Here is a 15,547-nt window from a genome sequence, read left to right on the forward strand (position 1 = left end):
GCCAGGGTGCTGATCCTCGACGAGCCGACGGCGGCCCTCGGCGTCAAGCAGTCCGGGGTGGTGCTGAAATACATCGCGGCCGCCCGGGACGCCGGATTCGGGGTTGTCTTCATCACGCATAACCCGCACCACGCCTACCTTGTCGGTGACCACTTCATCCTGCTCAACCGGGGCCGGATGCGGCTGGACTGCAAGCGGTCGGAGATCGGTCTGGACGACCTGACCCGGGAGATGGCCGGTGGGGACGAACTTGCCGCACTGACTCACGAGATCCGCCGGTAAAGCATTTTCGGCGAAGTCGCTTGCGGTGATCTCCCTTTCCAGGTAATTCGACTACTTTCTGCATGTATGCGATCACGCTATGCACGGTTCGTCCTGTCCTGTTACAGCCATGTCCGTTCGTAGACAAGCCGGGTCATTGCTGAAAGACGACGTTCTGTCCCAATCTGTCGGTCATCCGCAAGGGCCGCAAAGCTGAACGAACCGGGGAGGGGAAATTCCCGGGTGGCATGCGATCGGAGTTCACTCTCCATCGCACCCCGAGATGCTTTCTGGAAGGACGACTCGTGTATCCGCATCAGACTGCTCTGACGGGAGTGCTTCGATGGTCGAATATATTTCTGGCACCTTCATGGGCGACCCGGCGCCTCCGGGTGGGGCGAACGAAATCAAGACGGCATTTCCGTCGCCCGAGTACCAGCCGGAGGTGAGTCTGAGAACGGGGGACATCATCGTCCCACGGCAGTCCGGCCGGCGGCGGGTGACCGGTGCGCCCCAGCGCTGGCACCTCCATCACGATGACCGGGCGTTCGAGACCGTCCGGCTGGCTCGCGGAAGCCTCCGGCCGACCGCCAAGGCCTGGGTGGTCGGCGTTTTTTACATTGCTGAGTTCAGCCGGCTGCGGAGCCGTCTCGGCGGGGAAGGGTGTATGTCTTTGCTTGCCCAAGTGGCAGCCCGGGCGGGTGAGCTGTACCGGTGGCGGGGCGTCAGCGTCGGGCAGGGTCGCCCAGGTGAACTGATTGTCGTGCTGCCAGTGCGGGGCGGACGATCAGCCGAGGCGGCGTTCGATGAAATCGTGCGTACGGTAGCCCGTGCGGAATTTGTCGTTGACGGGGAGATTCTACAGGTCACCCCCCTTCCCGGCTATGTTGTGGCAGCCGATTCCGTCGACGACGTCAACGCTCTTCGGTGCGCTCGGCTGGCGGCGGATGTCGCCGCCCGACGGCTCGACATGGACCCCGTGTCCTACCAGCCGTGGATGGAGCGCCGCAGTGGCGGGCGATCAGAGCGGCGTCGCCGGCCGCGCGAAACGCTGCGGCTGTCCACCGGCGGGCAGATCGTCATCTCGACCGCGCTCTGCCTGGGCGTTCCGTTCGCGATCTATACTGCGCTGTACGAGGTGGGTGTCGATCCCACGGGCGTCGCATTCACCGTGTTGGTCATTGCCATGGCAGGCACCGCCCTGATGATCTACCTGGAGCAGTTGGCGGCGCTCGAGCCGAGGATGTGCCCGGACACCCCGGCCACGCCGTACCCGGCCGCGACTGCGATCATCGCCGCCTACCTTCCGAACGAGTCCGCCACGATCCTCGACACCGTAAGGGCGTTCCTCCGGCTGGATTATCCGGGTCCGCTGCGAATAATTCTTGCCTACAATACCCCCAGAGGCCTGCCGATCGAGGACGCGCTCGCGCTCATCGCCGAGCGCGAGCCCAGGTTCGTCGCTCTGCATGTGCCGGAAAGCACCTCCAAGGCACAGAACGTCAATGCGGCGCTGTCGGTCGTGACCGGGGACTTCGTCGGGGTTTTCGACGCCGACCATCATCCGGCGCCGGACGCCTTCGAACGGGCATGGCGCTGGCTGTCGCACGGTGCCGCCGTCGTGCAGGGACACTGCGTGATCCGGAACGGAGGCGCGTCCTGGATCAGCCGGCTTGTCGCCGTGGAGTTCGAGTCGATCTATGCGGTAAGCCATCCCGGCCGCGCGATGATGTACGAATTCGGGATTTTCGGTGGATCCAACGGCTTCTGGCGGACAGGCCTGCTCCACCAGACCCGGATGCGCGGGTCGATGCTCACCGAAGACATCGACGCGAGCCTGCGCACCGTCATCTCGGGCGGGCTGATCGTCGCCGACCCTGCGCTCGTCTCCTACGAACTTGCTCCGACGACGTTTCAGGCGCTGTGGCGGCAGCGAATGCGGTGGGCGCAGGGCTGGATGCAGGCATCCCGCCGGCATCTGTGGAAGGCCATCGGGTCGCCGGCACTCACCTTACGGCAGAAGCTCGGTCTGGCCTGGCTGCTCGGCTGGCGGGAGATCTACCCATGGCTCTCCCCGCAGATCATTCCGCTGGTTCTGTTCAGCTTGTTCCATCGGGACGCGGGACATGGCTTCCGGGTGAACGTGTCGCTCTACGTGCTTGCCGCACTGTTCTCGGCGATGGCCGGTCCTGTTCAGGCCCTGTTCGCCTATGCGCTCGCTGATCCCACGATCCGCCGGCACCGCAGCTGGTTCGTCATGTTCTGCCTGGCGAACATCGCATACAGCGAGTTCAAGAACGTCATCGCGCGGCTGGCTCCGGTCAAGGAACTACTGCGAGAACGCGAATGGCATGTGACCCCACGTGATGCCGGCGCTCAGCCGAATCCGGCCGGCCAGGCTGGGGCCTCTGGCCAAGTCGAAGGTTGCGGTACCCCGCCGCGCGTGGAGGCGGGGCCGTGACCTCGTCGCACGGAGAGCCGCAGGACTTCGCGTCGGTGCAGCGCACACCCTTAGTTTACGTGGCTCCGTTAGCTTACGTGGCTCCGTTTGACCTCGTTGACCACCGGGCGGGCTGGCCGTCACCACCACCGGTTCCGTCAGCACCACCGGTTCCGTCAGCACCACCGGTTCCGTCAGCACCACCGGTCCCGTCACCGAGGCGGCCTGCGTCGGTCCACCCGGAGCCCGGCCGGGATCCGGTGCCGAGTTCGGCAGGAAGCCATAAGGCGGTAACCGCCCGCCTGCCCGGGAAAGAGACGGGCGAGGACAATCGGAACGAGTTGGTCGATCTTTCCGGTTTCCGTGGCCTGGCAGTGATGATAGTGATGATTTTTCATGCCTACCAGTTCTGTCGCGGCGGTGGTGTCACGCCCTACGACGGCCAGCTCCTGGGTAAGATCATCGGCGCCTCCGACGGGATGGTAAGTTGGTTTTTTCTGATCTCAGGATTCCTGCTGTACATGCCGATCGTGAACTGGGTGAAGACCGGCCAGGGCCGGCGTTCGCCCCGGGAGATCATGATCCGCCGTGGGCTTCGAATTCTCCCCCTCTATTACACGGCGCTCCTCGTCGTATGGGCGACGCGTAATCCGGGCCTGCCCGGCGACTGGCGCGACCTCGTCGAGCACCTGACCTTCACCCACGTCTTCGACAGCAAGAGAATCTTTTACACAATCGGCCCCGCCTGGTCGCTGGCTGTCGAGGTTTTTTTCTACGTTTATCTCGCCGGCGTCGCCGCCTGGTTGGCGCGGAAAAAGCACCGTCGGCTCCCGTCGGCACACCGATGGCGCCTGCTCTGCATACCGGCGGTGGTATTGGTCGCGGTCTCGGCTGGCTGGGCGTGGTACGCCGTCCGCGTGGCCAGGGCGCTGCCCGACCAGTGGGCGTACTGGTTCTCTCCGCAGAACCATGCCAAAGACTTCGGGTTCGGCATGGTTCTGGCAATCCTTTATCTCTGGCGCTTCCGCCACCGGCCGATCTCCGCGAGGTCCGCGGTTGTCCTGCGCCTCTTCGCCGCCGCGATCGTGGTTCTTGGGTCGATGGTCCGAGGGCACAGCGGCGCTTCGCTCGAGGCGTACTATTTTTTGAACTCGACAGGCTTTGCCCTGCTGCTCGCAGGTTCGGTCCTGGGGCCACGGACCTCGCTTTGGCGGCGGTTTTTCGCCGTACGCGTCTTCGTTTTTCTCGGCGTTATCAGTTACAGCGTGTACCTCTGGCACGAGCCGATCCTGCTGTTGGTCCTTGACCGGTACGGGCTGGTCAGCCACGCACCAGCGGCCTTTCCGTGGGTGGCTGTCGTGCTGGTGGTGAGCGGCATCCTCGGCGGGATGATCAGCTACGTCGTTCTGGAGCGCCCGGCCCGCCGGCTGTCGATCCTCCTGGAGAAGCTGCGCCATGGCCCTGAGCCGGCACCGCTTGGACCCCCCACCGCCATGCCCGTGCCTCTGGCGGAAGGAGCGTCGGGTCGAGGCCGCTGCGCGAACCGCACGCGGTGAACAGCCGTTGGCGGTCGTGGGTCGGCAGAGCGGGCCGGGGACCGGAGCGGCGGCGGCGCGCCGGGGCACGCCGTCCTCGGTGGTCAAGTTGGACCAAGATCTTTGCGGCAATCGGGATGCTGCTGTTGGTCGCCTTCGCGCTGACCGTCGAACTGCTGCCGAACGGTGGTACCGAGCCGGGCGGAGGATCTCGGCTCCCTCCGTCGGCGACGGAAGTCCCCGCGGCTACCGCGTCCGGCACGATCAGAAGCGTGCCGGACGCCGCAGTAGGCGGTCCGGCGATCGCGTCCCCGTCGCCCCTGGATGCGGTGCGGGGCACGTTCGGGTGGATGACGGTGCCGGGTGAGGTGCGGCTGGCGGCCCTCGGTGCGTCCCGGGTCGCGTTCACCGATTCGATACGGGCCGAGGCGCTGGCGGAGCGGGCGGTGACGGCGACCGTCGACCCCGCGAAGCGGTTCCAAACGATCGACGGCTTCGGTGCCGCGCTGACTGAGTCGTCCGCCGTACTGTTGCATGGGCTCCCAACTGCGCAGCGTGACGCCGTACTCCGCAGCCTGTTCGATCCCGTCGCAGGAGCCGGCCTGTCGCTTGTGCGGGTACCCATGGGTGCGAGCGACTTCGCTCGCACCCATTACACCTATGACGACCTGGCGTCCGGCCAGACCGATCCCGGGCTGGAACGGTTCTCGGTCGTACACGACGACGCCACCGTGATACCCGTGCTGCGGGAGATTCTGGCGATCAATCCGCAGGTCCGGGTCGTGGCGACCCCGTGGAGCGCGCCCGCCTGGATGAAGACGACGGGAAGCCTGCGAGGCGGGTCGCTGCGGCCGGAGTATGCGAACGTATGGGCTCGTTACTTCGTGCGTTTCGTGGAGGCGTACGCCGCGCGGGGGATCCCGGTCGCGGCGGTGACCGTCCAGAATGAACCCGGTCACGCAGACGAGTCGTATCCGTCCATGACGATGTCCGTATCCGAGCAGATCGGCTTTATCGCCGACCAGCTGGGACCGGCGTTCGCCACCGCCGGGCTCCAGACCCTCATCGTCGGCTACGACCACAATTGGGATAATGCGGATTTTCCGATGGAGCTCCTTTCCGACAGTGCCGCGAACCGGTACGTGGCCGGCATTGCCTGGCACTGCTATCGGGGCAGCCCCTCGACCCAATCCCAGGTGCAGGCGCGGTTCCCCGACAAAGGGGTCTGGTTGTCCGAGTGTTCGGCCGGCGCCTGGCACTCCTCGGCCTCGGACGGCTTCGGATGGCTGGCAAGCATTCTGATCGGCACGGTGCACGACTGGGCCCGCGGCGCCCTGTTGTGGAACCTCGCGCTCGACCCCGCAGGCGGCCCGCACCTCGGTGGATGCGCCGATTGCCGCGGCATCCTGACTATCACACCGGGGGACTCCGAACCGGGATCGGTCACCCGGTCGCTGGAGTACGATCTGCTGGCGTTGGCGTCCCGCGCGGCACCACGGGGCGCCGTGCGCGTTGCGGTGACGGTTTCGGCCGACAATCTACCCGTCGTGGGATTCGTGGCGCCGGACGGCCAACGCTCGCTGCTGGTCCGCAATGAGCGGAACAGCGAAGTCGTCATGACGGTGAATGACGGAGGGCCGGCCTTCGACGTCGCCCTGCCGGCGAAGGCGGTCTCCGCGATTCGCTGGAGCCCGTCGGGAGGCTCGCTCGGCGATCTCCAGGTGCGGTGACGTAATGGCGCAACCGGACGGTGACATGGAACCAGCAAGGTAATTAAGGGATTTTATAAGATTATTCTTCCTCACATGGGTTGATATCCGGTTGCCCGGAGGCTCGTGTCGGCCGTGAACAGCCGGGCCTTCCCTGGAAACGCCTGACACCGCCGTCTACATAAGGAAATGTGCGAAAACAGACGCTTCTTTGCTCTTCGCACGGGGCGGGTGCGAGTGAAATTCTGCACACGACCGCGAACCCGAAGGAGAATTCGGATGAATCCTGCGCAGACGGAGGAGTCGGCGTCAGGGCCGCGGCGCAGCCGCTTCCGAAAGGCGCCGAAGGGCGCGGCGACACTGTTCGTTGTGGCTGTGCTCGGCACTGCGATGGCCCTCGCCGGCTGCGCTCCGGCGCCGACGGCGGCCGCGGCAGAGTATCCGGCAAAGCTTTTAGCCTGGCCGATGGCCACCGGTGAGGAAAATGTCACCAGCACCATCGCGGTCTCCGGCACCTTCGACGGCAAGCTGCGCCGCTACAAGGGCATCGGCGACGGCGGCCAGAGCGAGGACCAGGATCCCGTGTTCAAGGTGGCTGACGGCGGCACCATCCAGAATGTGATCATCGGCGCCCCGGCTGGTGACGGCATCCATTGCAGCGGAAGCTGCACTCTGCGCAACGTCTGGTGGGAGGACGTCGGCGAGGATGCGGCGACCTTCAGGGGCACCTCGCGGTCTTCGACGATGACGGTCGAAGGAGGCGGCGCTCGCCACGCCCGGGACAAGGTGTTTCAGCACAACATACAGGGCACTATGATTATCCGGAACTTCCAGGCAGCGGACATCGGAGCGCTGATCCGATCTTGTGGCAACTGCTCGACACAGTTCCAGCGCACCATCATCATCGAAAATGTCACCGTGACGGCACCAGCGAAGGCGCTCGTCAGGGTGAACGCAAACTACGGCGACACCGCCACACTGTCGGGCATCACGATCATCGGTGACAGCGGGAGGAAAATCAACATCTGCGAACGGTACAAGGGCAACGATTCGGGCGACGAACCGGTGAAGATCGGCAACGGCGCCGACGGGACCAACTGTCGCTACTCCCCGTCGGACATTACCTACCGCTAACCGCCAGTTGAAGACCTCCGGCCTGCCGGACAATCACCAGCAAGTCTCTCGCCCTTGCCCGCACGCAGACCGCGGGCAAGGGCTTTTTAAATCCCTGGACGCCCGCTGGATGTGGTGTGCGCAAGGGTAAACGACGCTCCATCTAATCGTCGCCGAGTTCGGCTCGATGCATCGGGAAAACCGATGCGATGGGTCCGTCACAGCCAGCTGAATTTGCCTTTGTTCGAGACGGCGACGACTCGCCCGATTACACTGGCGACCGGAACCCCGCCGTCATTCCTTTTCAGGTGGTAGCGGGAATCAGCTGATCTCGATCTGTGGTCGCCCATTACCCAGATGCTGCCAGCGGTGACAGTGACCTGAAACGGGGAGGAACACGCTGGGTCTCCCGGAAAGAGATAGGGCTCGTCGACGAGTATCTTGTTCACCGTCAGCGCACCCTCAGCGTCGCAAGCCACCACGTCGCCGGCGAATCCGATCACTCGTTTTACCAGATGCTCGCCCGAGTCCTTCGGAACGAGTCCGACAAAGACCAACACCGAGTTGGCGGCCGACGCCAGCGTTTTTTTGCGCCGACTTTCCGGACTAAGCCATCCGCCGGGATCCCGGAACACCACGATGTCGCCGCGATTCAGCGCGGTGAACCTGGGACTCAGTTTGCTGACCACCAGGACGTCGCCAACCTTGAGCGTGTTCTCCATCGAGACCGACGGCACCGAATAGAGCTGCACGGCGAAAGTTCGAAGAGTGAGCTGGAATATTAGGACACAGACTACGATGAGGCTCGCTTCCACGAGGGTTTTCCGGAACAACGTCGAGCCGCGCGGCTCCTGGGCATTGACCCGGGCATGACGTGGCGAGTCGCGGTTGCGGGTCACGGTCGCCCGCTGGCTGTGTCGTGTGGCCAACTACGTGTCTCCCAGGTCCAGCACCCAGATCCCCTCGCGGAACGTCGGCTTGACCCTCCCGGGGTTGTACGCGATCCCGGCGCTCACCCAGCTACAGTCGGTCCACTTCGTGTGGATCTTCCGGGCCGCAGGGTTTTGCAGGTCGGTCCACTGGACGAAGACCTCGTCCACTGTCGGGAGACCGGCCCCGATAACCTCGATGACGTTGCCCCAATAGCCATTCTTTCGGGCGCGGGCATCCGGTCCCTCATGGTCGGGATTGATCTGGCCGATGAATACCCTGCTGGCCATGTCAGCGGCGTGCGCGCGGGCGCTCGCCCTCAGCCGGTCGTTGAGTTGGAGCACAGGACAGCCGGCGCGTTCTCGTTCGGCATTGACCAGGTCGACCAGGCGGGCCTCGTCATCGGTCGCTGTGGGCTCCGCTTCGGAGAACGTGGGCTGCACGTTGGAAGCGTTGATCTGCACGTTGGATGCGTTGGGCTGCGGTGTGGTCGTCGCCTCGCCACGGGCGCAGCCTTGTCCGGCCTCGCAGGTAGGAATATTGGGCGAGGTCGAAATACTGATTGAAGGTTGCGGCTTCCCAGCCGGGTCCAGCTGGGCGTGTGTCCATGACGGTATGAGAGTCGAACGAAGCAGGACGAGCAGCGGTGCCAGCGCAAGTATGGTGGCGACCATCGCGATGAGGAGCGGTCCACGCCGGTAGAACCGGGACTTGCCGTGAAGCGTCACCGAGATCTCACTTTCTGCTCCACACCTGGCGTCAACCGGACGCACGGTAGTCAGCGCAGGGGATCTATCCGATGAAGAAGCACTGGAGCCCGCCTGAAGAGGCTGTCTGCGTGGCCTGCGGGTCAGGCCTCAATCGCATGGGGCACTCAGGTGATCCCTCGGTCACCGTGTCGACCCCGCTGGAGATGCGTGGGATCGGGCGCAGGGAGACTGACGGTAGTGGATCAATCCGAATCGTTACCGGCTGGCTGCCGTTGGTCGGGCCGTCCGACTCCGCGGGTGCATCGAGCTGCTGAGCCAAGAGACCCAGACCGATGAGGACCAATACCGCGACGAACAGAGCTAAGCCGGTCGACCGGCGCCGCGGGCGACCGGCTCCAGGACCCGGAGGAGGATCATGCTTGTCCGGGTCGGTCTGCGTCCCGGCGGGTGACGTGCCGCTCGCGCTACCTCTGCGCCCAGCGCCGCTCGTGGCCATCGGTCCCAACGAAGCGAGCAGCTCATCTTCCAACAGGTCACTATTGATCGGAAGCACCGAACTCGGCGCGCTCCACAGGTCGTCACCGGCAGCGGCGGCCGATCGGGACAGCGGACGCGGTTCATCCGGGATATCGGACGCATTAAGCAGCGCCGACCAGGAAGGAAATTCCGGCTGCGCATCGTGTCGATGTCGTTTCTCGTGAGCGGAGTACGGGGCGGTCATGATTGCCTCGCCTTCGAGAAATTGCCATATGATCAGTTACATATCATATCATATGATACCGATTCGCCGGGCTGTCGCGCCGGCCTGGAAGCGGCTTTGCGCACCCAGCGCCTGGTAGATCTCGTTGATTCGGCGGGTCACGGTGCGTGTGGTGATACCGAGGGAGTGGGCTATCGCCCGATCGGTTGCCCCATCGGCCAAGTACCGCACGATCGCCTTGTGTTGACTGGTCAACGCCGGCACAGGTCCGGTGTCTTCCATCTCGGCTGCCGCTGAGCAACCATCCGGAGCCATGCCGAGCGGAACCGAGTCCACCCAGATCGTTTCGAACAGCTGACCGAGCAGACAGAGCATGCGGGCACCCTGCAATAGCAGGGTCTCGGTGAGACCATCCTGCCACTGTAGGCAGCAGACGGCCAATTCCCCATCAATGACAATGAGGCGGAAGGGCAGGTTGTCGCGTAGCCTGACCTGGCCCCCCAGCTGTTCGAGCCGGTGCAGATACTCGGCGAATCGCGGATGCGACAGCGCCGCTGACTGGTGCACCACCCGCAGCCGTATCCCCGCGGAAAGATCCTCTTCTGCGCGCCTGACAGAGTTGTCCAGCACTTCGTGGCTGAAGCGTGCCCCGGGGTGTATGGCGGCCAGGCTCGCGCGCGGACGGGCACTAGGCCCGGATGCGTACCTGGCGGCATCCTCTTCACCAACCGAAGTCGCCAGCACCGTCCCAGCGCTGTCACCGCCCAGCCACGTGCTTTCTCGGATCAGTATCTGCAGCCGGCGCTGAGCTTCCCGGCCGCACTCCGCCGCTTGTCCGATGATCCGGGCCTGTTCCGACAGGATCGCGTCTACGGCCCGATGGTAGGGAACCACGGTCATCCAGCCGTCTGCCGAGTGGATCAAGCCCAAATTTGTCAGTTCGTGAACGGCGAGCTGGAGGTCTACCTGCGGCGCCATCGCCAACGACGACAGTTCGTCGCACCGTATTCCGCCTAGCTGCAGAATGGATCGGTACAGACTCTTCGCATGGGCCGTGAGCGACTCACGATTGTAGCGGCTTCTGGGCACCATAACCGTCTGCGTCAAGGCTAGCGATGGCTGATCCTGATCGGTAAGCAGCACGACTAAAGCCCTTCTACTGGGTTCGGGTACAGCGACATGTTTTGACTTACGAGATGCTCCACTTGCGAATCAGGTACTGCTCCACCTCTGCCTGCTGGCCCGTGCTGATCTCTCCGGACAGGACGACTAATTCGCCGATCGAGCCAACCCATCCGGCCTGTGTTTTCCACCACGGAGCCCCACCCACCATGACGGTCTGGCGTGGTGCCGTATTGGTCTGGACGTCGCTCGGGGTCGCCCAGGAGTAACTCGGCGAGCCGTTCATCCGGACGCCGATACCGGCCTTCGTGACAGTCGCAGACAGCAAGGCCATCTTCCCGACCGGCCACTCTTTCGTCGGTTGCATGGTTTTATTAGTGTCGTAGGTTTCGACGTACCCCATCGGTGTGGAGCATCCCTTATAGACGATCCTCGCGCCGCCGGGTTGAGCTGAACCCCAAGCCAGAAGATGTTCAAAACAAGAGGCGGCGGCGTTGGGGTCGTCGAGGCGCGCGACCACGAAGAGGGTGCTTGGCTCAGATCCCGACGGCAGCCGGCTGTCACCGAAGGTCAAGTTCTGGTTTCCCGAGAACTTCAGCGCGCGGAGCTTTCCCAGTGTCGTTACCAACGGCTGGGCGGGCGGCTCGGTCTGGGCCGCCACATAGCCTCGACCGGATTTGTCACGCCACTTTGAAACGGGGCTTCCGGGCTCGGCAGCGGAGTCCCCGACGGTCGACGTGTCGTTCGCGTCGAGCCATAGCGCGGACGACTCTGAGGCCAGAATGTCGGGATGGGGCATCGCTTGGGACAGTCGTGGAGCAGACAGCGCTCGTTCGTTGTCCTCGCTGCGCACTTCAATCGTGTAAGATGCACCGTTGGTGAGACCGTCGATGACGCACGACCGAGCCAGTGTGGTACATTCACGTGTTTCCAATTTCTTGTCTTCGGGTATGGCTTTCGTTATATATGATCCCTGTACGCCAGAAGAAATAGTCCAGGAAACGGTTACCGCGCCGTTGCCGGTATCTGTCCTGAGGTCTAGAACGGGCAGCGGACCGGATTTTTGTGGCTGCTGGGTCGGGGCGGCGGTGGCAATCGTCTCCGATGCCTTCGGTGCCGCGGCTTTGAGCGGCCATAAAAACTGTAGTCCCGCAAATGTCAGCAGCCCGGTGACCACTCCGACGACAGGAAAGAGGAGCTTCTCGGAGCTGCGAGGTTTCCGCGATGCGTGATCGACCATCATGCTGCGTCACCATCCCTAGTGGTCCGATTCAAGTCTATTTACTTCCCGCTGTTGTCGACCAATTTCTTGATGTTGGTCTGAACCGGCGACCCCCCGATAGCTGATCCAGGCTGTCGTTACCGGGCGCGGGACGGTATTGATCTCTAGTTACGATCATGGAAGCGGCACCGCAATCCGGAGGGCATCCTGCGGTGAGTCCCCACACTCACCGCAGGATCGCAGGGGCGGGGGAGCCCCCCGCACGGCCAATGCTTGTGTACGACGCACTGCCGTGAGCCGTAGCGAGGAATCGGTATGGGGTGGGGCGGGTTCGCGGTCGGCGTGCGGCCCGGTTCGGCCGTAATGCTGCGCTGGCATCATCCGCATCCAGTGTCATAGATCGGAAGGTATCGCCACATACCCATTTGCGCAAGATGTTCCCTGCTGGGTCCCGTAGGTCGAAGTCGACACCGCCCCGGTGCCCAAGGCTCCGGCGGGAAGAACAGATCCCGTTAAGGAGAAGAAGATGTTAAGCCAGGACGATATGGCATACGTAGTATCTGTTGTTCTAGCATAGGGAAACCATTGTTCTTCTGGAGAGTTCTTTGGCTGAGGAACGGACCCGGCGCGGCACACCTGCGACGACAGCCGAGATGACCTGCCGCCAGCATGCCGTTCTGGTGCTGCGCCGGCCTACCCGCGGGCCAGGGCGGTCGGCCTCGCCACCGTCTCGCTCCATCGAGCACCTGCACGGGCAGGTCCGAGCCTGTCGCGCCGACGTCGGTCCGCTCCACCGTCGACCGCCCGCTACCACAGCTGCCGTCCAGGAGGGTCCGCTAAGGACTGGCCGCCAACGTGCTTGCCTCGTCAACTTCGCACTCCGCCGCCGCACAAATTCACGGAGCTTCTCGTCATCCGACATCTGATGACGAGAAGCTCCGTGACGGTCAATCTGTCATATTTTCGAGATCACCACGGATGTGTCGGGGAAAGCCTGCGGAACGCCGACCCGGCGGCCGTCAGGACGTCGGGCACTTCGCCCATTGGAGGCGGAAGATGGTGCTGATGGCGACGTCCGTCGAGTCCATGCTCATGAAGCTCGTCGTCTTCGACTTGTCGGATGTGCCGGCATTCACGCGCAGCTCGTTGTTGATATTGAAGTTGCGGTCGTCGCCGCAGGGCTTGAAGACCAGAGCCGCCATATTGAATTTATCGGTCGTTTGCCAGTTGTCCGAATAGCTTCCCTTGAACGTCTGTCCACTGGACAGCGTTTCGGACATGCCCTGGAAGTAGTAGTTGGCTTTGAACTGACCGTTCGCACCATTCGCCAGGGACGCAAAGCCGCGATAGTCGGCCTGGGCGATCGCGTAGGTGAAGCCCTGCGGAACGTGCACAAGCAGGTTCAGCTGGCAGTTCTTGCGAAAATCTGTGGGTTTCGCGCCGACGCCCGTCTGGGCGAGGAAGTCGCTGTAGGTCACCGTGAAGGCGGTGTTGTCCTCTGACATGGCGACATTGGCCGTGTTGCTGGGGCAACCGGATCCGTTCGCGCTTTTCACATCAATGGTAACCGGATCCGCTGGTGCAGGAACAAGATCGCTGAATGTGGCTGCATGCGACGTACCCTTCGGCAGAAGGACAGTCACAAGGGTCGCAGCCAGCGCGGCGATCAGAGCGAGCAGGAGGATACGTACGCCAGGCTTTCGCTTACCAGCCTGCGGCCCCTCGGCTCTCGGATAGTCGATTGCGGCTTCACTGAATGACATTTGAAAACCTCCATTTTGTCGTCACCGAGATACATTCGGTTGCCGCTTCACCGTCGCGGCTATGCCAGCTTGAAAGGTCGCGTGTGCTTCGGCAATAGGCGGATCCCGCCCGGAAACAGACGTGGCTAGGATCCGACACGGCCTGGTCGGACGGCGTCCCAGGTGACGTCCGACGCCGAACCGCTGCATTCGCTCTGCGTCGGGATCCTCGATAACCCGCTGGCCACCGGACCGATTTCAGGGCTGCGCCATAATTGGGCTCTTCGCAGTTCGCTGGATCTCGTGTCTCGTGTCTCGTGATGGGTCAATTTTCGTTACGCTAAGTTATTTACGCTGGGCAGAAGCCTGATCGACACTGCGGCCACATAGAGGATGGAGCATCACGAGACGCTAGTCGCTGACCGCCTGCGATCGTGACGTGGTGACGAAACGTTACCGGTCGAAGGGCGTAGAAGGGGACGCACCCGCCTGCCTGGAATGATCGCGTCTTGTCTAGGGATAGTGATCGCCAGGGGACGGGTGCGTCGTGGTTGAGGGTACGGGTGTGCGCTGGCCGGGTTACTGGGCCTGCCGGGTGCGAGCTGGCACACCGCGCACGGTGGCGTCGTGCGGGTCGCCGACCAGGCCGACGCGGCTGCGGCGCCGCCACGGCCGCGGGAAGATCCTGACCACACTCGCCACCCTCGCAGAGACGATCTCCACCTGGTGCGTCGAGATCGCGAACGCTCTCCTCCACGGCCTGTCCAACGCAGCCGCCGAGGGGATCAACCGCCTGGCCACGCTCGTCTACCGGGCCGCCTTCGCCCTGCGTAACGTCACCAACCAGCAGCGCCGCGCCCGCTACACCGCCTCCCGCTCGACCTGCCCCGACCGGCTACCGCACGTCATCACACATCTTCGGGTCGTGTAATCGGCCGAACACGGATTCCGGCCAACTATGATAGAGCCGGTTTTCTATTCTTGACAGGGGGGCGGCAGTTTCTCCGTAACATATAGTTCGAACCACACTCGTTTACCGGTCGGCATAGCCTCAACACCCCAGGCGTGGGCGAGGGCGTCCACCAACATCAACCCCCGGCCACGCTCATCCTCCTCGCGTGTGTCGCTTTGGCGAGAAATCAGGGTGCTGTTCTGGTCGTCGACGGTCACGCGAAGTCGACCCGCGGTGAAATCGGCTCGAAGGATTTGATCACCAGAGCCATGGATGATCGCATTGGTGACCATTTCGCTGACGAGGAGGGAGGCGTCATCCACCAGATCGGCCAGTTGCATACGCAGAAGCATTTCAGCGAGCGCAGCGCGTGCTTTCGCCGCCGACTGCGGGACCGCTGGTAGTTGTATAGTTAACTGACTCCGCTCCGGTGGGGAGTTGCGTGAAGACCCTTTTCCTCTGACAGTGAGAATCCTGAAGGTCATCTGTAGTCACCCCGGTTGGCAGATTCAGAGCAGTACCAGGACCCGCTGAAGCCGAATCCGGCAACGGCAACGGCAACAAGTGTTGACCGGCGATCTGGGCGTGGTGGCGGCCATCAGGGCTCCCGGAGGGGTCGGGGGACTAACCGGCGGGAAGCTGGGAGCCGCAGCGAGGGACGGGTTGTTGCGCGACGAAGCCGGCCGGTGTGACCTGGAGGAAGACCAGGCATCGGTTGGTTTCGCCGCCCGCGTTCCGGTAAAGGTCGATGCGGCTGGCCAGCAGCCCTTTCGCGGTGTAGTCGGCCAGGCTCCGCAAGCCGATCATGAAGCCGGTCCGGGTCGGGCAGGGCCCCGAGGCACGCAAACCATTGATCAACAGGTCGGCGAGGATCCAGCCCTGGACGGCGGTGTTCTGGTCCGCGGGCTGGATGTGCGGCGCGTAGCGGGCCATGGCGGCCAGGTAGGCCTGCTGTCCAGGGCTGTTCAGGTCGAACGGGAGCAGGTCGCTGAACAGGAACGTGTTTTTCATGTCGGCGTTGGGGGTGCCCGGGCGATTGGGGCTTCGCAGGGTCGGCGCGCCGAGGGTCACCCGTACGGTGACACCGAGCTGCTGTTCGGCAGCTGAAAGC

12 protein-coding genes and 1 pseudogene are annotated in these 15,547 nt (G+C 63.5%); 6 read left to right on the forward strand and 7 right to left on the reverse strand.

Going from position 1 to position 15,547, the window contains the following annotated elements; all coding sequences use genetic code 11:
* From U9980_RS08960 to U9980_RS08980, 5 genes and pseudogenes are all read left to right on the forward strand, one after another.
* Positions 1 to 282 (forward strand): annotated as a pseudogene (locus U9980_RS08960) (sugar ABC transporter ATP-binding protein); the annotation flags it as partial.
* Positions 283 to 604: 322 nt separating this feature from the next.
* The gene (locus tag U9980_RS08965) at positions 605 to 2,722 is read left to right on the forward strand and encodes a glycosyltransferase family 2 protein (protein WP_322767498.1); all 2,118 of its coding nucleotides are present in this window, start codon (positions 605 to 607) and stop codon (positions 2,720 to 2,722) included.
* A gap of 239 nt (positions 2,723 to 2,961) precedes the next feature.
* On the forward strand, positions 2,962 to 4,257 hold the full coding sequence (locus tag U9980_RS08970) for an acyltransferase (protein WP_322767499.1): 1,296 nt from the start codon (positions 2,962 to 2,964) through the stop codon (positions 4,255 to 4,257).
* Between the two features lie 116 nt (positions 4,258 to 4,373).
* A complete protein-coding gene (locus tag U9980_RS08975) occupies positions 4,374 to 5,966 on the forward strand; it encodes a glycoside hydrolase family 30 protein (RefSeq protein WP_322767500.1) in 1,593 nt (530 codons plus the stop codon).
* A gap of 354 nt (positions 5,967 to 6,320) precedes the next feature.
* A complete protein-coding gene (locus U9980_RS08980) occupies positions 6,321 to 7,079 on the forward strand; it encodes a pectate lyase (RefSeq protein WP_322767501.1) in 759 nt (252 codons plus the stop codon).
* A gap of 197 nt (positions 7,080 to 7,276) precedes the next feature.
* Here U9980_RS08980 and lepB read toward each other — a convergent pair whose 3' ends face one another.
* The 5 genes from lepB to U9980_RS09005 all read right to left on the reverse strand — a co-directional run bounded on the left by lepB (position 7,277) and on the right by U9980_RS09005 (position 13,505).
* Positions 7,277 to 7,987 (reverse strand): signal peptidase I, encoded by a 711-nt coding sequence (gene lepB / locus U9980_RS08985; protein WP_322767502.1) that lies wholly within the window; start codon positions 7,985 to 7,987, stop codon positions 7,277 to 7,279.
* Positions 7,988 to 8,716: a CAP domain-containing protein gene (locus U9980_RS08990; protein WP_322767503.1), complete on the reverse strand. Its 729-nt coding sequence runs from the start codon at positions 8,714 to 8,716 to the stop codon at positions 7,988 to 7,990.
* A gap of 751 nt (positions 8,717 to 9,467) precedes the next feature.
* On the reverse strand, positions 9,468 to 10,376 hold the full coding sequence (locus tag U9980_RS08995) for a helix-turn-helix transcriptional regulator (RefSeq protein WP_322767504.1): 909 nt from the start codon (positions 10,374 to 10,376) through the stop codon (positions 9,468 to 9,470).
* Between the two features lie 211 nt (positions 10,377 to 10,587).
* Complete coding sequence (locus U9980_RS09000; protein ID WP_322767505.1) at positions 10,588 to 11,763, reverse strand: fibronectin type III domain-containing protein; 1,176 nt, start codon at positions 11,761 to 11,763, stop codon at positions 10,588 to 10,590.
* A 998-nt stretch (positions 11,764 to 12,761) separates the two neighbouring features.
* Positions 12,762 to 13,505: a DUF4360 domain-containing protein gene (locus tag U9980_RS09005; protein ID WP_322767506.1), complete on the reverse strand. Its 744-nt coding sequence runs from the start codon at positions 13,503 to 13,505 to the stop codon at positions 12,762 to 12,764.
* Between the two features lie 526 nt (positions 13,506 to 14,031).
* Here U9980_RS09005 and U9980_RS09010 point away from each other — a divergent pair.
* Positions 14,032 to 14,415: a transposase gene (locus U9980_RS09010; protein ID WP_322767507.1), complete on the forward strand. Its 384-nt coding sequence runs from the start codon at positions 14,032 to 14,034 to the stop codon at positions 14,413 to 14,415.
* Between the two features lie 44 nt (positions 14,416 to 14,459).
* On the opposite strand, the gene U9980_RS09015 is transcribed toward U9980_RS09010, so the two are convergent.
* Together U9980_RS09015 and U9980_RS09020 are read right to left on the reverse strand one after the other, a co-directional pair.
* Entirely contained in the window at positions 14,460 to 14,921 is a 462-nt protein-coding gene (locus U9980_RS09015; protein ID WP_322767508.1) for an ATP-binding protein, read from the reverse strand.
* A gap of 139 nt (positions 14,922 to 15,060) precedes the next feature.
* Positions 15,061 to 15,547, reverse strand: a 487-nt coding sequence (locus U9980_RS09020) for an ABC transporter substrate-binding protein (RefSeq protein WP_322767509.1), incomplete at its 5' end; no start/stop codon positions are given.

Source organism: Protofrankia sp. Cr1, from assembly GCF_963555865.1.
Classification (GTDB): Bacteria; Actinomycetota; Actinomycetes; order Frankiales; family Frankiaceae; genus Protofrankia.